Annotated in this window: 16 protein-coding genes; 11 read left to right on the forward strand and 5 right to left on the reverse strand. The window is 69.7% G+C overall.

All coding sequences use genetic code 11. The annotated features are described in order from the left end of the window. Positions 1–26 precede the first annotated feature (26 nt). Positions 27–542 (reverse strand): hypothetical protein, encoded by a 516-nt coding sequence (locus ACGFJ2_RS03935; RefSeq protein ID WP_357951392.1) that lies wholly within the window; start codon positions 540–542, stop codon positions 27–29. Positions 543–714: 172 nt separating this feature from the next. On the opposite strand from ACGFJ2_RS03935, the gene ACGFJ2_RS03940 reads away from it, so the two are divergent. The 3 genes from ACGFJ2_RS03940 (at position 715) to ACGFJ2_RS03950 (ending at position 4,004) form a co-directional block, all read left to right on the forward strand. Next, positions 715–1,833 (forward strand): NAD-dependent epimerase/dehydratase family protein, encoded by a 1,119-nt coding sequence (locus tag ACGFJ2_RS03940; RefSeq protein ID WP_358182855.1) that lies wholly within the window; start codon positions 715–717, stop codon positions 1,831–1,833. A gap of 428 nt (positions 1,834–2,261) precedes the next feature. Beyond that, a complete protein-coding gene (locus ACGFJ2_RS03945; protein WP_357951396.1) occupies positions 2,262–2,684 on the forward strand; it encodes a hypothetical protein in 423 nt (140 codons plus the stop codon). Between the two features lie 6 nt (positions 2,685–2,690). After that, the gene (locus tag ACGFJ2_RS03950) at positions 2,691–4,004 is read left to right on the forward strand and encodes a hypothetical protein (RefSeq protein ID WP_393464364.1); all 1,314 of its coding nucleotides are present in this window, start codon (positions 2,691–2,693) and stop codon (positions 4,002–4,004) included. 165 nt (positions 4,005–4,169) lie between these two features. On the opposite strand, the gene ACGFJ2_RS03955 is transcribed toward ACGFJ2_RS03950, so the two are convergent. From ACGFJ2_RS03955 to ACGFJ2_RS03970, 4 genes are read right to left on the reverse strand one after another with little or no spacing between them, the layout of a single operon-like run. After that, a complete protein-coding gene (locus tag ACGFJ2_RS03955) occupies positions 4,170–6,032 on the reverse strand; it encodes an ABC transporter ATP-binding protein (RefSeq protein ID WP_393464367.1) in 1,863 nt (620 codons plus the stop codon). A gap of 34 nt (positions 6,033–6,066) precedes the next feature. Beyond that, positions 6,067–7,095 carry an N-acetylglucosamine kinase gene (locus ACGFJ2_RS03960; RefSeq protein ID WP_393464370.1) on the reverse strand — a complete coding sequence of 343 codons (1,029 nt, stop codon included), beginning with the start codon at positions 7,093–7,095 and terminating at the stop codon, positions 6,067–6,069. Continuing rightward, positions 7,092–7,991 carry an N-acetylmuramic acid 6-phosphate etherase gene (locus ACGFJ2_RS03965; protein WP_357951404.1) on the reverse strand — a complete coding sequence of 300 codons (900 nt, stop codon included), beginning with the start codon at positions 7,989–7,991 and terminating at the stop codon, positions 7,092–7,094. The genes ACGFJ2_RS03960 and ACGFJ2_RS03965 overlap by 4 nt, the downstream gene beginning before the upstream one ends. Positions 7,992–8,011: 20 nt before the next feature. Then, positions 8,012–10,186 (reverse strand): alpha-N-acetylglucosaminidase TIM-barrel domain-containing protein, encoded by a 2,175-nt coding sequence (locus ACGFJ2_RS03970; RefSeq protein ID WP_393464373.1) that lies wholly within the window; start codon positions 10,184–10,186, stop codon positions 8,012–8,014. 87 nt (positions 10,187–10,273) lie between these two features. Between ACGFJ2_RS03970 and ACGFJ2_RS03975 the strand changes: the two genes are divergently transcribed. The 8 genes from ACGFJ2_RS03975 to ACGFJ2_RS04010 all read left to right on the forward strand — a co-directional run bounded on the left by ACGFJ2_RS03975 (position 10,274) and on the right by ACGFJ2_RS04010 (position 17,698). Beyond that, a complete protein-coding gene (locus ACGFJ2_RS03975; protein ID WP_393464376.1) occupies positions 10,274–11,521 on the forward strand; it encodes an ROK family protein in 1,248 nt (415 codons plus the stop codon). A 50-nt stretch (positions 11,522–11,571) separates the two neighbouring features. Next, a complete protein-coding gene (locus tag ACGFJ2_RS03980) occupies positions 11,572–12,891 on the forward strand; it encodes an ABC transporter substrate-binding protein (protein WP_393464379.1) in 1,320 nt (439 codons plus the stop codon). Beyond that, positions 12,881–13,840 carry a carbohydrate ABC transporter permease gene (locus ACGFJ2_RS03985; protein ID WP_393464382.1) on the forward strand — a complete coding sequence of 320 codons (960 nt, stop codon included), beginning with the start codon at positions 12,881–12,883 and terminating at the stop codon, positions 13,838–13,840. Before ACGFJ2_RS03980 ends, ACGFJ2_RS03985 begins: the two co-directional genes overlap by 11 nt. Before the next feature lie 2 nt (positions 13,841–13,842). Continuing rightward, on the forward strand, positions 13,843–14,658 hold the full coding sequence (locus ACGFJ2_RS03990) for a carbohydrate ABC transporter permease (protein ID WP_357951414.1): 816 nt from the start codon (positions 13,843–13,845) through the stop codon (positions 14,656–14,658). A 192-nt stretch (positions 14,659–14,850) separates the two neighbouring features. Next, positions 14,851–15,051: a ferredoxin gene (locus ACGFJ2_RS03995; protein WP_357951416.1), complete on the forward strand. Its 201-nt coding sequence runs from the start codon at positions 14,851–14,853 to the stop codon at positions 15,049–15,051. Next, complete coding sequence (locus ACGFJ2_RS04000; RefSeq protein ID WP_393464385.1) at positions 15,048–16,235, forward strand: NAD(P)/FAD-dependent oxidoreductase; 1,188 nt, start codon at positions 15,048–15,050, stop codon at positions 16,233–16,235. The genes ACGFJ2_RS03995 and ACGFJ2_RS04000 overlap by 4 nt, the downstream gene beginning before the upstream one ends. A gap of 18 nt (positions 16,236–16,253) precedes the next feature. Further along, positions 16,254–17,471: a cytochrome P450 gene (locus ACGFJ2_RS04005; RefSeq protein ID WP_393464388.1), complete on the forward strand. Its 1,218-nt coding sequence runs from the start codon at positions 16,254–16,256 to the stop codon at positions 17,469–17,471. A 32-nt stretch (positions 17,472–17,503) separates the two neighbouring features. Further along, positions 17,504–17,698, forward strand: coding sequence for a ferredoxin (locus tag ACGFJ2_RS04010; protein ID WP_357951422.1), 195 nt, complete (start codon positions 17,504–17,506; stop codon positions 17,696–17,698). Positions 17,699–17,751 lie beyond the last annotated feature (53 nt).

Here is a 17,751-nt window from a genome sequence, read left to right on the forward strand (position 1 = left end):
CCGGTCAGGCGAGGCCCCGCCCCGGGTTAGTTGACGCAGTCCTGCTTGTGGAGCCCCAGCGCCATCTCGTACACCTTGCCCTTGTTGAGGAGGAAGGAATAGTACGCATGCGCCTTGCCGGGGATGTCGACGTACGGGTAGCCGCTGGCAGCCGTCTTCAGCTTGGGATAGGCCTTCTTGATCTGCCGGTACGTGGAGCCCAGTCCGATGCCCTCAGGGGTCTTGGCGCCCTTGGGCGCGAAGATCACCGCAACGCCGTGCTTCTTGGAGATGAAGAGGCCGACGGAGTCGCGGCCTACCGGGTGAGCCTTCAGGCTCCAGCCGGTGCAGGTGGGGGAGACGCCGGCCCCGTCGGCGGGCGTGATCTTGCCGCTGGCCTTGGCCGCCTTCGTGCTCATCCCCAGCGTGATGCCCCCGTATCCGGAAGGGCCGAAAGTGGCGGGCGCGGTCGCGGCGTGCGCCGCTGGCGCGAGGCCGCCCAGCACCAGCCCTGCGGCCAGGGTCGTGCCCAATACGGTACGGGTCATCGTGTGTGTGGTCATGCACGGTTGGATGGACGAATGAGCCGCGAAGTTCGCACGAGACGAGGTTCTGACAACTGCTCCCGCTCGAAGTAGCCTCGAGGTCGGGCCGTGGACCGTACGCGACACCGGGCCCGAACACCGCACGGTCTACGCCAAAACCTTGCTCCTTCCTCCTTCAGCGAGGGACGACATGCCGACCACGAGATCGTCATCAGGAACGGACAGTCGCCGGCTCAACGACCCCATTCTCGTCACCGGTGGCAGCGGCCACGTCGGCTCGCACCTGGTCAGCCGGCTGCTGCTCGACGGTCACCGCGTGCGCGCCACGGTCCGCTCGCCCGCCCGCGAAACCAGCCTCCGCGAGGCGGTGGCCGCGGCCGGCGCCGATCCAGGGGATCGGCTCGACGTCTGCCACGCCGATCTGTCCGCGGACGACGGTTGGGCCGCGGCCACGGCGGGCTGCGCCTATGTCCACCACGTCGCATCGCCGCTGCCCGCCGGTCAGCCAAAGGACGACGACGAGCTGATCGTCCCGGCCAGGGACGGAGCGCTGCGCGTCCTGCGTGCCGCCCGCGACGCCGGTGTGGCGCGGGTGGTGATGACCTCGTCGTTCACCGCGGTCGGGTACAGCCGTAAGGCGAGCGACGAGTACGACGAGCGCGACTGGACCGACCCCGCCGACGACAACACGGCCTACACCAGGTCGAAGACGATCGCGGAGCGCGCGGCCTGGGACTTCGCGCGGACCGAGGCCGATGACCTCGAACTGGCCGTGATCAACCCCACCGGAATCTTCGGTCCGCTGCTCGGCCCGCACCTGTCGGTCTCCACCATGCTCGTCAAGACTTTGCTCGACGGGGACATGCCGGTCGCGCCCCGTGTCTTCTTCGGCGTGGTGGACGTGCGGGACGTCGTGGACCTGCACGTGCGGGCCATGATCCACCCCGCCGCGGCCGGACAGCGGTTCCTGGCCAGCAGCGGCGAGATGATCAGCTTCCTGCACGCCGCCCGGATCCTGAGCGACCATCTGGGCGAGCTCGCGGCCAAGGTGCCGAAACTGGAGCTCGCCGACGAGCAGGTCAGGGCCGCGGCGCGGACGAATCCCGAGTTGCGGGCGATGGTCGACCAGCTGGGCCGCATCCCGCTCGTCCACGCGGACAAGGCTCGTGAGGTCCTCGGCTGGCAGCCGCGCGCCCCGGAGACCGCCATCGCCGACACCGCGGACAGCCTCATCCGCCTCGGCCTGGTGGCGAGCCGGCCCTCGGCCACCAGTCGTTCGGCGACGTTCGGCAACCGATCGAGATCATGAACCCGAGGGCGGGGTGTGCTCGCAAATAACAGAGCACTCGCTCCATAATGGTGTATCGTCGTTTCCGGCGCTGTGAGGTGTGCGGCGGCCGGTCGCCAGGCCGATACTCACCCGACCCGATCTTCCACGGATATTTGAGGAAGTAGTTCTGGGCTGATCATCAGGAGTTTTGATGTTGGCAAATCTCTCTCGGTCTTGCTCCCTGACCTTGTCAAAGGCCTCGGCGGGTTGATCAGACAAGGCGAGAAGTTCGCTTTGGAAGCGTCGCCGCAGCATGCTCCTGTCCCCGGCAGAGGTATCCGAGCTTGGGGTAGCGGTCGCATCAGGGGCGCCGAGGCCGAGATTTAATGGGCGCCCATTGAGCACTGCGTCATGGGCCAACGGGATATTCGCAATCGACGACTCAAGCGCGATTTAGGAGCGTGAGCATGGCGCCAGAATCGATACCACCCAAGGCCCTGGAAGACAGCTGGCCGGGTCTGGAGGCGGAGCGAGATGGCGTCACCTACAACGAAAAGGTGATCAGGGAAAGTGCCAAAGCGCTGAGAGAGGCGCTGGGGCGCTTCACCGGCGAAGGCGGCAGCGCCAAGGGGAGCAGCCTGGCCGCCGGCCAGGGCTCCATCGATGATCTGACCAAGTACGCCGCGCTCGAGGAGCTGAGGACCCAGTTGCAGAGCGTTGCCCGGTGGGAGGGCGGTCGCACGTTCGCCAAAATGCTGGAGACCTGCCACCAGGAGTTCACCACGATCTATCGAGAGGTCCACAAGAACTTCGATATCGCGATTGCGCTGCTCGACGCCGGTGCGGGCAAATACAAGGACGTCAGCGACGCGAACACGGACGGAGCCTAGCCACCCATGGTCGAGAAGACCGACAAGAAGACACACTGGCTCAAGCCCTCCCGCGGTGAGGACTGGACGATCGATAACGACGACCGCAGATTTGAGGAGGTCAGGGACTTCATCAAGGGCATCAGCGTCAAGGAGATTCAGGATGCCGGCGCCTCCTACGTGGACGCGTGTTCGGTCGTCGCCAACGCCCAATGGGTGCTCGGACAGGAAGCCGAGGCTCTCGCTAAGGTCTGGGAGGGCAAGGCCTCCGTAACGGCACAGCGGGCCCTGAGAACTCTTTACATAGCGCTCGGCGAACTCTCTGACAAGCTGCTGGCGATGGGCCGTCCGCTCGAGACCCTGGCCGGAGTGGTACGCCAACACCAGGAGTCCATCGACGGCGAACTTCCGGAGGCGGAGCGCGAAACCTCGAATTTCGGCTTCAGGCGCGATGGTCACGGCGACCTCATTTTTAACGGAGTCCTGCAGTCGGGCAAGCATGGCGTGGATTTAACCTGGAAGAATCTGGGTAAGCTGGCAGGACTGCAGCTGGAAGCGTTCAGCAAGGACCTCGAGGCGATCTACAGCACCCTTCCCAAGACGGTGGAGATGGAACTGCCCGCCATCGCCTATCCGGTGGCACCGCATGAGAAGCCCGAAACGGTCGACTACAGATTCGGCGAGAGGCCGTCCGCCGGAGCCTCCGACCGCTCCCCCTCCCATATAAGCCCCACTGGCACTGACCGCTCAGGCGGCGGCCCTGCGTTACCTGCCGGCGCGGACTCTTCCGCACCGCATGGCGAGCGCGCCCATTTCCCTGGTGATCCCGAGGACCGGGACAGGGCGGACCTCAGCCACGGGCCGGACAGCCGATCGTCCGACGCCGCCCCGGGCAGCACGAACGCACCCCGTTGGCCGGCCATCCTCGACGCGAACGGCAACGACACATCGCCTGGCGACCCCACCCACGGCTCGAACGATCCCACGAGCGCCCTGGATCGGCCTACCAACCTGCATACCAAGCTGGCAGACTTCCAGCGCCCAATCGACTCGGACAGCGGTCCGATCCACTCCACCCCCAAGAGCCCGAACCACTCCGCGGCCACCGACCCCGGCAATCCCGGCGCCGGCATGGGCAGTGGATCGGGAGCCCCGGCGACGATCAACGGTATTCGGGCCACCGCCACGAACGGGACAGGCTCCCCCTTCATGCCGATGAGCGGGATGGGCGGTGCGAGCGGCCAGGAGGACAAAGAGCGCGAATCCGCCACTTGGCTCCACGAGGACGACGACGTCTGGGGCGGCGACATGGACGGTGTGGTCCACGACAGAATCGGCTGATCGCCTGCCAAGCGCCACCGCAAGGCCCGTGTCGTGTCCGGTCGCCGTCACCAGCGGTGCTGAGAACATTCTGCGTATCGCGTCACCAGTGGTGCTGAGAACGTTCTGCGTATGACGGCCGGCGACGACGGCGTGTGGTTCGCCGTCGCCGCCGTTGCTCCGCGGTTATCGGTAGGCGCTGGCTTGGAGGGTGTAGAGGTCGGCGTACAGGCCGTCCAGTGACATGAGGGTGTCGTGGGTGCCCTGCTCGGTCACCTTGCCGTGCTCCAGGACATAGATGCGGTCGGCGTAGCGGACGCTGGCCAGCCGATGGGTGATGAGCAGGACGGTGCGGCCGTCGGAGTGGCTGCGGATGCGTTCGAACAGGGCGTGCTCGGCGCGGGCGTCGAGGGCGGCGGTCGGCTCGTCGCAGATGAGCAGCGCCGCGTCGCGGTGGAAGCCCCGGGCCACCGCGACGCGCTGCCACTGGCCGCCGGACAGCTCGTGGCCGTCCTTGAAGCGCCGGTCGAGCAGCGTGCGGTAGCCGTGGGGGAGGTCGCCGATGACCACGTCGGCCCCGGCCACCTCGGCGGCCGAGTGCAGGGCCGCTTCGCCTTTGTCGGTGCCCATGGTGATGTTGTAGCGGGCCGTGAGCGGCCAGCGGGTGTGGTCCTGCGCGATGACCGCGGTGCGCAGCCGGAGGTCGTCGGGTTTGACGTCTTTCAGGTCGATCTCGTCCCAGGCGACGGTGCCGCTGTCGGGTTCGTAGAGGCCGGAGAGGATCTTGGCGAGGGTGGTCTTGCCCGAGCCGTTCTCGCCGACGAAGGCGACGATCTCGCCGCGCTTGATCTCGATGGACACCTCGCAAAGCGCGGGCTCGTCGGCGCCCGGATAGGTGAAGGACACCTTGTCGGCGACGATGCACTGGAAGGACTCGGGCGCCGTGAGCGGGCGGGAGCCGGGCAGCCGGCGTTCGGCGTCGGCGCAGAACTCCAGGAAGTCGGTGAAGTAGAGGCCCTGCTCGTAGAGGCGGTTGGTGGCGTACATGAGGCTGCTCAGGGACTGCTGACCGGATCTGATCGCCAGGACGGCGGTGCCCGCCACGGCGAGCGGGATCGCGGCGATGGCCAGCAGGATGCCGAGCGCGACGTAGACCACGCCGGTGCCCAGGCCGCCGAAGGCCTCGCCCACGAGCCGGGCCACCGTCTGCCGTCTGGCCAGCAGCAGGAGCACCTCCTGCTCGGCCTTGGCCACCGCGTCGTACATGCGCAGCAGGAAGCCGCGCATCGTGAACGAGCGGACCTCGGCGGCGGCCTCGCGCTCGGCCAGCAGTTCGGCAATGATCCACTTGCGGCGGCGGGCCGGGATGAGGGAGTACATCGTCGCGTAGCGCATCCGTGCGCTGCGGACCGCGGCCCAGGCGTCGGGCAGCACCGCCAGCAGGAGCAGCGGCAGCAGCACCGGGTGGAGGACACCGAGCACCCCGGCCACGGCCGCGAGGCCGACCACGGCCGTCACCACGTCGATGGCCGAGGACACCACCGAGTCGGCCACCGCCACGCCCCGCATGTTGGCGCGTTCGAGGGAGTCGTGGAAGTCGGGGTCGTCATAGGCGACCAGGTCGACGCGGCTGGTCAGGCCGTAGAGCCGCTCCTCGGTGTGCCGGGAGATCTGGGGAGTGAGGCGGGACTCCGCCCAGCCGGCGCCCGCTTGCATGGCGGTGCGCAGGGCGGCGGCGGTGGCGACGAGGGCGAGGCTGGGCAGCGCGGCCATCACGCGGTCGGGGGTGGGACCCTGGCTGAACAGGGCGGCGAGCACGCCGGTCGTGGCCAGCAGCCCGAAGGCGGTGAACACCCCGCCGAGCAGGTTGAGCGCGACGGTGGCCAGGGTGTCGCGCGGGCTGGCTCCCCAGGCCATGCGCAGCGCCTGGCGCACGAGGGAGGGGAGCCGGCGGGCGATGGTCAGGAAGCTGACTTCCGCCATCTTGTCGGTGTGGGCGTGCCAGTCGGCGATGGAGATCTCGCCGAGTTCGAGAGGCTCGTCAGACATACGCTCAGTGTGCACTCGGGCACCGACAGTTTCATCAGGTCATCTTCTCCGGGGCCGCCGCCGATGCTCGGCGCCGTTCCGTACCGCCTGTTCGTCCGCTGTCCGGCCGATCCTGTGACGCCTCGGTGAAGACGTAGGCATAGGGGTGGTACGGCCGTACCGAACCGTCGGCGGCGGCCCGCGCCAGGGCGAGCGCGCCGTCGGCGGAGTTGCCTCGCGGCGGTTCGAAACGAGCCTCGGGAAGCAGCGTACGGACAGTGCTCTGGAAGGGCTCCATCAGCAGATCCGCGGCGTCGAACAGCCGGCCGCCCCAGGAGAAGACCGGGTCGAGCCCGGACGCGGCGGCCAGCGCGGTCTGGCCGAGCTGCCGGCCGGCCTCTGTCCAGATCTGCCGCGCCACCGGGTCCCCGTCACGGGCCGCCTCGCCGACGGCCGGTGCGAACGAGGCGAAGTGGTGGGCCGCCGACCCCGCCGCGTACACCAGCGCCACCAGCTCCGAGGGGGGCCCGAAGTGCGCCGTCAGGCGTTCGAGAAGCGCGGGCGACCCGCCCGCCCGGCCGTCATGCGCGCGCAGAGCGGCGTGCAGGCCGCGCATCCCGATCCAGGCGCCGCCGCCGTGGTCGCCGAGCAGGTATCCCCACCCGTCGGACTGGTTCCAGACGCCGTCCAGGTCGGTGCCGAGGGTGATGACGCCGGTGCCCGCGGCGACGACGACGCCGGGCCGGAACCCGAGCGCGCCGACGTGCGTGGTCACCATGTCACCGGTGACCACGAGCGTGCCCAGGCCGAACCGCCCGCGCAGGGCGTGCCAGAGCGTGCTCGGGTCCGGGACCAGGCCCGGCAGTCCTGTCGTGCCGATCGCCATGCCGGCGAACCGGTCGAGCTCCCGGCCGCCCAGGGCGTTCTGGATGACCCGGATGATCCGCGCCGCGAGCCGATCGAGGTCGACCCTGCCCTGAACGCGCGGCACCGGGGACGCGTCGTCCCCGGACACGATCGACCCGCCCGCCTCGATCCGCACCCTGATCCCGCCACCGCCGACGTCCACGCCCGCCAGGTTCATCCGGCGTCCGCCAGCGCGGCGACGGCCGCACGGACGCCCGGATGCCGCTCCAGCGCGGTCCGCGCCTGCTCGGCCGAGCAGCCGGTGAGCAGCCGTACGAGCGCTTCCGGGATGTTGCCGCCCGCGTCGGCCAGGACCGCGCGGCAGCTCGCCTCCTCCTCACCCGTCGCCTCGACGAGCAGGCTCACCGCGCGCTCGCCGAGCTTGGCGTTGGTGGCGACCAGCCCGACCATGAGGTTGCCGTACGTCCGGCCCGCCTTGATCATGAGAGCCGTCGAGAACGAGTTGAGTATCACCTTCGTCGCCGTACCGGCCTTGAGCCGGGTGGAGCCGGTCAGCGCCTCCGGCCCGGTGGCGGCGACGACGTTGATCTCGGCCAGCTCGCGGAGCGGAGCGTCCGGGTTGCAGGTCACCAGCACCGTGAGGGCGCCGGCGGCGCGGGCCGCGCGCAGCGCGCCCGCCACGTACGGCGTGGACCCGGACGCCGTGATCCCGATCGCCACGCCGGCCTCGTCGAGGACGGCGGCGTCGGCGGCGCCCAGCGCCTCGGCGTCCTCCTGGTCGACGGAGGAGTCGGTGACGGCGGCGAGCCCACCGGCGAAGTGTGCGGTGAACAGGCCACGCGCCGCCCCGAAGGTCGGCGTGATCTCCGTGGCGTCCAGCACCGCCAGCCGTCCGGAGGCGCCGGCGCCGAAGTAGTGCACAGTTCCGCCCCGGTTCAGCCGCAGATGTGCTTCGTCCACCGCGCGGGCGAGCTGGTCGCCGGCCGCGCCGACGGCCTCGACCGCCCGGGCGTCCTCCTCTCGCAGCAGGCGGAGGACCTCGCGGGACTCCAGGGTGTCGATGTCGGCGGTGCGTGGGTTCCGGCGCTCGGTCGGAGGTACCACCTGGGGCATCGTTCTCCTCATCGGTCGTGTCATCGGTCGCGTTCGTACGGCTGGGCAAGCGAGTCGGCCTGGTCCGCGTAGGCGGCGAACAGGCGGCGTGACTCCGTGGCGAGGTCGCCCAGGTCCTGCGGCGCCGCCGCCGGGCCCTCCCGCAGGAAGAGCTCGGCCCGGTCACGGAGCCGCTCGTCCAGGTCCGCATCGGGGCCGTCGCCGGGCGTGGCGAGCGCGTCGTTGAGGCCACGCGCCCACAGCTCCCAGCGGTCGCGGTAATAGCCGCCGACGAGCCCGCTCCAGTGCCGCCCCGCGTAGTCGTCGAGCAGGGGGCTGGAGGAGGTGCCCCAGACCGTGATGATGCGGCGGGCGTTGTCCCGCAGGACGTCGCGTTCGGCCGGGTCGGTCGCCCACGACAGGGCCTTCGACTCCCAGCGCTGGAAGGTGTACTCGGGGCGAGCGGCCAGCATCCGGTCCAGGTCATCGAAGACGCGCAGGAACCGGTCGACATGGGGCCGGCTGGCCGTACCGAGCGCGGCCGACCGCTCCACGGCGTCGAGGTAGTAGCGGTCGGCGACCCTGACCATGAACGCGATGCCCACCTCGACGAGGTCGTGCCCCAGCGGACCGGCCACCAGGTCGTGATCGTGCTCGGCCACCTCGATCATCCGTTCCCAGGCCGCGGCCAGCTCCGCCGGGTCGTACCAGAGGGTGCCGGTGACGTTGGCGCGCGCCTCGGCCATCCCCGCGTAGGAGGGTTTGGCGGTGAGGATGCCGTTGAACTGCGCGGGGTAGATCCGCAGGCCCCGGGTGTCGTAGACGGTGTTCAGGAGCCCGCGCCAGGCGGTCCGCAGCGGGGCCGCGCTCCTGTCGTAGCGCTGGGTGACGAAGGCGTCGAGCCAGGCGTCGAGGTCGGTGACCCGGTTCCAGATCTGGTCGGTCACGAGCTCGAAGAAGACGGGGTTGTTGCGGGTGGCCTCCATGGACAGGCCGAGGCCGGTGGGCGGGTTCGGCGCCGCGAGGGCGGTGTCGATCGCGGCCGGCACCGCCCGCAGGTCGGCGACCGGGTCGGTGCGGCCACCGAAGTTGAGCAGCGCGCACCAGAGCCAGGGCTTGCCGGAGAACTCCTCGAAGCGCTCCCAGAGCGGGTCGTACTCCGCCCACAGGTCCGCGACGAGCATCCGGTCATTCGGGATCGCGTCGAGGAAGGCGGTGACGCGGTCCTCGGTCCAGAAGTCCCGCTGGTAGGAGAAGGGCCAGGCCTGCATGAGCCAGACCGCGTCCGGATCGGCGGCCCGCAGCCCGGCCAGCGTCGCCGTCGCCACGGCCCCGGGGAAGGAGGGGTCGGCGTCGACCGGGATCATCTCGATGAACGGATCTGCGGCGTACAGGTGATCGGTGCCGAAGAGCTTGATCTGGGCGCGGGCGATCTCGGTGCTCAGCCGCTCGTAGAGCGGGTCTGCCGGGTCGAGGACCCAGGTCTCGAACCCCTGCCAGTCGCGGCGCGCGGCCCGCGACGACGCGGCGATCTGGTGCGGGACGTGTCCGGTGAAGGCCGGAAGGACGGGCGTCATGCCGAAGGCGCGCTCGCGGTCGAGGATGCGCGCCCCGAGCTCGCGATGACTGTCGATCCAGGACGCGGGGAGCGGACCGGCGAAGCCATCCATACACCCCATGAACTGGAATGGAAGGTAGCCTGGCCCGCCAAGGAAGCCACGGATGGTGTGATCGTCGAGACCGAGGAGGGAGTAGGCGGCGTGCAGCGCGGCCTCGTGGCCGGTGATGGCGAGCGGCATGGTGATGCCGTGCAGCGCCATCCAGTCGATCTCGCGCTCCCAGTCGGCCCAGTCCCAGTACGGCATGGTGTAGCTGAACGTACAGAAGTTGAAGTAGTAGCCGTCCTGGACCCGCGCCGAGCCCTGCCGGGGCGGGCTGTCCGCGAGGGACGTCAGCCGCAACGGCAGCACGGTGTCCCAGCCCACGGACAGCTCGCAGCATTCCCGCAGATAGTGATGGAGAGCGACCGCGGCGCTCACGCCGTCCGTCGCGGCGACGGTGAGCGCTCCGTCCCTCGCCTCGTACTCATAACCACGCCCCGCGCCTTCGCGCGTGACGAAGCGGATCGACTCGGCCACCGGCCCGAGAACGCGGTGGGCGAGACCGCTGACGGTGTCCGCCCACGGCGGGGGCTGCTCGTCGTCACCGGATGACATCGCAGGTCACACCCCTCGACGAATTAGTTCCGTACGGTCCATAATTATTATGCTAGCGTACCCGCAAGTCGAGACCAGGGAGACGTCATGGAGCAGGTGGTCGCCGTTGGCACGCAGTTCATGCGTGAGGTCAACGCGGGTGCCATCCTGCGGCGGCTGCGGACCGAGACCAGCATGAGCGTGTCCGCGCTGGCCAAGGCGGTCGGGCTTTCCCGGCAGGCGGTCACCCGTTCGCTCAACGCGCTGGCCGCGGAGGGACTCGTCGAGTTCGGCTCCCTCGATCGCGACTCCAGCAGGGCCGGACGGCCCGCGCAGCTCGTCCGCTTCCGGGCGGAGGCGGGCTACGTGCTGGGCCTCTCGATCAGCCCGCAGGAGCTGCGGGTCGCGGTCTCGGACCTGGCCGGTACGGTCGCCGCCGCCGACGCGGTGCAACTCTGCGGCGGCTCCCATGGTCAGCAGGTGGTGGAGACACTGCTGCCCGCGGTGGCACGCACGCTGGAGGCGGCGGGCATCACGACCGGCGACCTGTGGTTCGCCTCGGTGGGCACGCCCGGCATAGTCGACCCGGCGACCGGGATCATCCGGCTCATTCCGAGCATGCCCGGCCTGACCGGCGACCTTCTCCATCGCCGGATGAAGGACGCCCTCGGCTGCCCGGTCTACCTGGACAACGACGTCAAGCTGGCCACCCAGGGCGAGCGGTGGCGGGATTCCGAACGCCGCGAGGACTCGCTGGTGATGGTTCACTGGGGCGAGCGCGTCGGCGCCGGCATCGTGCTGAACGGCGAGCTCTACCGCGGTGCCTCCAACGACGCCGGTGACGTGGGCTTTCTCGACCTGTTCGCGGCCACTCCCCCCGAGCCCCGCCATCCGCACGGCCTCGGCCCGTTCGAGGACTGGGTCGGCGGCGAGGAGATCGTCCGGCTGGCGAAGGCGGCGGCCGAACGCGACGGCGACGCAGCCTTCCGGACCCGGCTCGAAGCGGCGGGGGAGCGGGCGTTCGACGCCGTGCTGGACGCCGTCGTCGACGGCACACCCTCGGCCCTGGACGCGCTCGACGTGGTCGCCCGCCGCTTCGCCAAAGGCGTCGCGGCCATCCGGGCGATCCTCGACCCGCGGCTCGTGGTCATCGGCGGGCCGCTGGCCAGATGCGGCGAGACATTGCTCGCCGCGGTCCGGCGGCACCTGGCCGAGCAGCCCCTGGACCAGCCGGCCCTGGAGGTCTCGACCCTCCAGGACGACGCCGTCGTCCACGGGGCCCTGCGTCACTCGCTGGAGGAGATCGAGCGAACCAGGTTCGACCTGGTGAGAAGCGGCCGCCAGGAGGTCCGTTGAAGAACCCGGTTGGAGTTTGGCGACTCGGAGATAGGCGAAAGGTCATGCACATGGCAACACCAGGTCGGTGGCAGGCGCTCGTGGCGCTCGGCACCGCGGCGACACTCACCCTGACGGCCTGCGCGGGCACCGGCGGCACCGCCGCCCCGAGCGGGGACGCGGCGAAGAAGATCGACGTATCGACGACCATCCCCAACGACCCGGTCACGCTGACCCTGGCCTACAGCAACGATCCTCCCACCCAGACCCTCATCGACGGCTTCAGGAAGAAGCACCCGAACGTCACCATCAAGCCCCAGATGACGCCGTTCAACGACTACGTCAAGTCGATCAAGCTGTCGATGTCGGGCGACGCGGCGCCGGACATCGCGCAGTACAACCCGGGCGCGATGAACTCCCTGGTCCCGGCCGGTCTCATCCTGGACCTGGGCCCGTGGAACAAGGCGTACGGGTGGACCGGCAAGTTCCCGCCCTCCAGCCTCGAGGTCCTCAGCTCGGACAAGGCGGCCAAGCAGTTCGGCACCGGCGGCCTGTACGCCGTGCCGGGCGGGCTGTCGGTGGTCGGCGTCTACTACAACAAGAAGATGGTCAAGGAGGCGCCGAAGACGCTGGCCGAGTTCGAGGCCGCGATGCAGAAGGTGAAGGACGCCGGCCAGACCCCGCTGAGCCTCGGCGCGCTGCAGGTCGGCGGCTTCCACCTGTGGAACGCGCTGCTCAACGTCACCGGCGACGTCGACGCCTACCGGAGCTGGGTCTACGGCAAGCCGGGCGGGACGATCAAGACCGACGCCGCGAAGAAGGCCTCCCAGACGCTGATCGACTGGTCGAAGAAGGGCTTCTTCCCCTCGGGCGCGAGCGCCACGGCGGACCCCGACGCGCTGGCGAACTTCTCCAAGGGCAAGAGCGCGTTCCTGGTGACCGGCAACTGGGGCGCCACCGCCGTGGAGAAGGAGCTGGGCGCCGACGCCGGCTTCTTCCTCATGCCCACGGCATCGGGCGAGCCGGCCAAGGTCGCCTCGGGGGCGAGCGTCGCCTACGCCATCTCGGCCAAGACGAAGCACCCGAACGTCGCCGCCGCGTTCCTCGACTACCTGAGCTCGCCGGAAGCGGCGAAGATCGAGTTCGACGGCGGGTTCATGCCGGTCGACACCAAGGCCGAGCTCGGCGCCCAGGGACTGCGCGGTGAGATCGCGACCGCCTTCACGCCGGTGGCGCAGGCCAACGGGATCGTCCCCTTCCCCGACTACGCCTCGCCCGGCATGATCGACAAGCTGACCCCCGGCATCCAGGGGCTTCTCAGCGACAAGATGACCGTCGACGACTTCCTGAGCTCCCTGCAGGAGTCGTGGGACGGACACCATGGCTCGTGATGTGAGCACGTCCATCTCCCCGCCGCGGGCCACCCTGGCCCGCGGCGGGGAGCGGGTGGCCGACAGCGGGCGGGCTCGCCCGCCCCGGCGTGGTGGACGGGCTCGCGGCTGGCTGTACGTGCTGCCCGCGCTCGCCGCCTACCTGGGGTTCGCCATCTGGCCGGCGTTGAACACGGTGCGCCTGTCGCTGCTGAACTGGGACGGCATCCTGCCCGCGACCTTCGCCGGCCTGGACAACTACGTCAAGATTTTCCGTGATTCGGCGTTGTACGAGGCCATCCTGCACAGCCTCATACTGATCGTCTTCTTCTCGTTCATCCCCATCGGGGTCGGGCTGTTCATGACGGCCCTGCTGATGGGCAAGGTACGCCGGGGGATGACGTTCTTCCGGACCGTGTTCTTCCTTCCCCAGGTGCTGCCGCTGGTGGCCGTCGGCATCACCTGGCGGTGGCTCTACAGCGAGTCCGGCGTCGTCAACCAGGTCCTCGACCTGATGGGGCTGGGGGCGATCACCCGCGCCTGGCTGGGCGACTACGGCCTGGCGCTGGTCGCGCTCGGGCTCATCGGGACCTGGGTGATGAGCGGGCTGTGCATGATGCTCTTCCTGTCCGGCGCGCAGAAGATCGACCCGTCCTTGTACGAGGCGGCCACGCTCGACGGCGCCGGGGCGTACCGGCAGTTCCTGCACGTCACCCTGCCCGGGGTGCGCAAGGAGATCACGATCGCCGGCGTCATCACCACGATCGCCGCGCTGGCCAGCTTCGACCTCGTCTTCACCACGACGAACGGCGGCCCGGCGGGGCAGACCAACGTGCCCGGCCTGCTGGTCTACCGGCTGGCCTTCAACGAGGGGAACATCGGCGGCGCCAGCGCGCTGGCCGTCGTGCTGACCGTGATCGTGATCGCCGTCGTCGGTGCCGTCCGATACTTCACCAGGGATGAGAGTTGAGCATGCGCGGCGGTGTCGGAATCCGGTACGGAGTGCTCGTCCTGATGGCGGCCATGATCCTGGTGCCGTTCGTCGGCATCGTCCTGGCCGCCCTGCATCCTCCGGGCTCGCAGCTCAGCGGGCTGAGCATCCCGGACCGCTGGTCGTGGGAGAACTTCGCCCTGGCCTGGGAACGGGGCAACTTCACCGCCCTCATGCGCTCCAGCCTGCTGATCGCGGTCTTCGTGGTGCCGATCGCGGTGGCGTTCGCCACGCTGGCCGGCTATGGGCTGACGGTCCTGAAGGTGTGGGGCAACCGGGCGCTGTCGTTCGGGTTCGTGCTGGGGCTCACGCTGCCGATCGAGGTCATCGTGGTGGCGCTCTACTTCAACCTGCGCGAGGTCGGCCTCACCAACTCCTACGTCGGCATCATCCTCGCCGAGGTGGCGCTGTTCATGCCCTTCGGCGTGTACTGGATGCAGACGCACTTCTCCAACATCCCCGACGAACTCGTCGAGGCGGCCCGCATCGACGGCGCCCGGGACTTCATCGTGCTGGCGCGGGTGCTGCTGCCCATCTCGTGGCCGCAGATCACCACGCTGTCGGTCCTGTACTTCATGTGGTCGTGGAACCAGTTCATGCTGGTCCTGGTCATGATGCAGGACCCGGACCGGCGTACGGCGCCGGGCGGCCTGGGGCTCTTCGTCGGCCAGTACACCACCGACATCCCGCTGCTGGCGGCGGCCTGCCTGATCGTCGTCGCGCCGATCGTGATCGTGTACCTCATCTTCCAGCGCAGCTTCGTCAACGGCATCACCCAGGGCGCCATCAAGGGTTGACCAGGATCGCCCTGCCGCCGCCCGTGTTCGAGCACCGGGCGGCTTTTGGCGTTTCACTGCACGCACGTCTCGGCTCATTTTAAATCAGTCGCTTGACTTAACGTTGCGACCCCGGTTAACTGACCACGAACCGAAGGAGGTTCTCGCGGAGGGCACCTCCACCACCCCGTAGAGGCACAGGAGGGACTCTCGATGAAAGTACGCGTGGACGAGGACAAATGCTGCGGCGCGGGCACATGCGTGATGCTCGCGCCGGAGGTGTTCGATCAGCGGGAAGAGGACGGGATCGTGATCCTGCTCGACGCCGAACCGGCCGAGCAGCTGCACACCACGGTCCGCGAAGCGGCCAGCATGTGCCCGGCGGCCGCGATCGAGCTGAGCGAGAACGCGTGAGCGCTCCCTCCAGCGTTCTGGTGGTCGGCGCCTCGGCCGCCGGGCTCGCCACCGCGGAGGCGTTGCGGCGCAAGGGCTACCAGGGCGGCCTGACCGTCCTCGGCGCGGAGCCGCACCTGCCCTACGATCGGCCGCCCCTGTCCAAGCAGGTCCTCTCCGGCGCCTGGGACCCCGAACGGGCTCAGCTGCGACCGCGGACCGCGCTGTCCAGTCTGGACGCCGAGTTCGTCCTCGCCGACCCGGCCGTGGGCCTGGACGTGGCCGTACGTACCGTGCACACTGCGGCCGGGCGGGCCCTGCGGGCCGAGGCCATCGTCGTGGCCACGGGACTGCGCGCCCGGACCCTGCCCGGGCAGGCGGATCTGGCCGGGGTCTACGTACTGCGCACGCTGGACGACGCGCTGGCCCTGCGCGCGGATCTGCTGACCGCCTCGCGGCTCGTGGTCGTGGGGGAGGGGGTGCTCGGCGCCGAGATCGCCGCCACCGCGCGCGGCCTGGGCCTCGAGGTCACCATGGCCGGCCCTCTGGCGGCACCGCTGGCCGGCCAGATCGGGCCGTCGGTCGCGGGACTGCTCGCCGAACTGCACACCGAGCGCGGCGTCCGCCTGCGGCTCGGTGCCGGCGTCGACCGGCTCACCGGCCAGGACGGCAAGGTCACGGGCGTGCGCCTGGACACCGGCGAAGTGCTGCCGGCCGACGTGGTCGTGGTGGCGATCGGCTCCGACCCGGCGACCGGCTGGCTGACCGACAGCGGCCTGCGGGTGGAGAACGGACTCGTGTGCGACTCGCGCTGCCGGGCGGCCGAGGGCATTTACGCGGTCGGCGACGTGGCCCGCTGGCACCACGACCGGTTCGGCACCCTGCTGCGGCTGGAGAACCGGACCAACGCCACCGAACAGGCCAATACTGTCGCGGCCAACATCCTCGGCGACGACCAGCCCTACTGCCCGGTGCCGTACTTCTGGACCGACCAGTTCGACACCAAGATCCAGGTCCATGGCGTGTTGCCCGTCGACGCCGAGGTGACCGTGGTGGAAGGCGAGCGTTCGGCCCGCCGGTTCGTCGCGCTCTACCGCAGTGACGGCAGAGTCACCGGCGTACTCGGCTGGAACATGCCCAAGCAGACCCGCCTGCGTCGCCAAGAGGTCGTCGACGCGCTCCCCGACTTCGTCTCCACCCACTGACTTCCCTTGGAGAACCTGATGACCAGTACGTTGGACTCCGCGGCCGAGATTCCGGACTACCCGATGACGAGGGCGGCCGGCTGCCCGTTCGATCCGCCTCCGGTGCTGCGGGAGAAGCAGAAGGAGGGCCCGCTCACCAAGGTCCGCCTGTGGGACGGCAGCACGCCGTGGCTGGTCACCCGTTACGCCGATCAGCGGGCGCTGCTGGCCGACCCGAGGGTCAGCGCCGACGCCTACCAGCCCGGCTATCCGAGCCCGACCGCCCTTGTCGGCTCGGGCTCGCCCATCAGCTTCATCATGATGGACGACCCCGAGCATGCCCGGCTGCGGCGGATGGTGACGGCGCCGTTCACCATCAAGCGGGTGGAGGCGATGCGGCCGGCCGTACAGAAGATCGTGGACGACCTGATCGACGACCTGCTGGCCGGGCCGAAGCCGGTCGATCTGGTGGAGGCGTTCGCGCTGCCGGTCCCGTCGCTGGTGATCTGCGAACTGCTCGGCGTCCCGTACGCCGACCACGACTTCTTCCAGGACAACAGCAAGACCATCATCAACCGGGACGCCGACCCCGAGCAGCGGGCGGCCGCCCTCGGCCGGCTGGCCGGCTACCTGGACACGCTGCTGGGCGAGAAGCTCGCCAACCCCGGTGACGACCTGCTGTCCGGGCTTACCGAGCGGGTCAAGAGCGGGGAGCTGTCCCAGCGGGACGCGGCCGGGATCGGGGTGCTGCTGCTGATCGCCGGGCACGAGACGACCGCGAACATGATCGCGCTGGGCACGCTCGCCCTGCTGGAACACCCCGACCAGCTGGCCCTCCTGCGCGACACGGCGGATCAGAAACTGGTCACCTCGGCGGTGGAGGAACTGCTGCGCTACCTCCACATCACGCACAACGGGCGGCGCCGGGCGGTGCTGGCGGACATCGAGATCGCCGGACAGGTCATCCGCGCCGGCGAGGGGCTGATCATGGCCAACGACATCGGCAACCGCGACCCCGACGCCTTCCCCGACCCCGACCGGCTGGACCTCCAGCGCGACGCCCGCCACCACGTGGCCTTCGGCTTCGGCATCCACCAGTGCCTGGGCCAGCCGCTGGCCCGGATGGAGCTGCAGGTCGTCTACAGCACCCTCTATCGGCGCATCCCCACCCTGCGGCTGGCCGCGGACCTGGACCAGATCCCGTTCAAGCACGACGGGTCCGTGTACGGGGTCTACGAACTCCCCGTGACCTGGTGACCTTCCCCCACAACGACAACCAAGAGGATCTCATGAAGGTCATCATCGACCAGGACAAGTGCGTCGCTTCCGGGCAGTGTGTGGTCGCCGCGGCGGAGGTGTTCGACCAGCGCGACGAGGACGGCATCGTGGTGCTGCTCAACCCGGACCCGCCGGCGGAGCAGGCCGCCGACGTCAGGCATGCCGCGGTGGTCTGCCCGGCGCTGGCCATCCACATCGAGGACTGACACCCGAACCGGCGCCCCCCGCACGCGCGAAGGGGCGCCGCTGCGGCGGCCGT

It is taken from the genome of Nonomuraea sp. NPDC049028, from assembly GCF_043197735.1.
GTDB lineage: Bacteria > Actinomycetota > Actinomycetes > Streptosporangiales > Streptosporangiaceae > Nonomuraea.